Source organism: Hyphomonas chukchiensis (assembly GCF_000682695.1).
GTDB lineage: Bacteria > Pseudomonadota > Alphaproteobacteria > Caulobacterales > Hyphomonadaceae > Hyphomonas > Hyphomonas chukchiensis.
In genome coordinates this window covers 1-204 of sequence record NZ_AWFG01000009.1, presented here as the reverse complement: position 1 = coordinate 204, position 204 = coordinate 1, and the positions used below count along the sequence as shown (strand labels likewise).

The following is a 204-nucleotide window of genomic DNA, read 5'->3' as shown; positions in this document are numbered from 1 at the left end:
TCCCTTGAGGAGTCCAATGATGAGTTTGAAACATTTTGAGAACACGGCACATCGGAAATACTGGAGCGTGCACATCGAGGCCTGGCGTCAGAGCGGGCTTTCTCGCTCGCGATACTGCCGCGATCACGATCTGAACCGGCGCACTTTTTCGAACTGGATGATCTATTTGATGGGCCGGGAAGAAGCGCGGAAACATGAGGAATA

1 protein-coding gene is annotated in these 204 nt (G+C 52.5%); it reads left to right on the top strand.

The features are described 5' to 3' along the window. Positions 1-19 precede the first annotated feature (19 nt). Positions 20-204, top strand: a 185-nt coding sequence (gene tnpA / locus HY30_RS20315) for an IS66 family insertion sequence element accessory protein TnpA (protein WP_206741404.1), incomplete at its 3' end; no start/stop codon positions are given.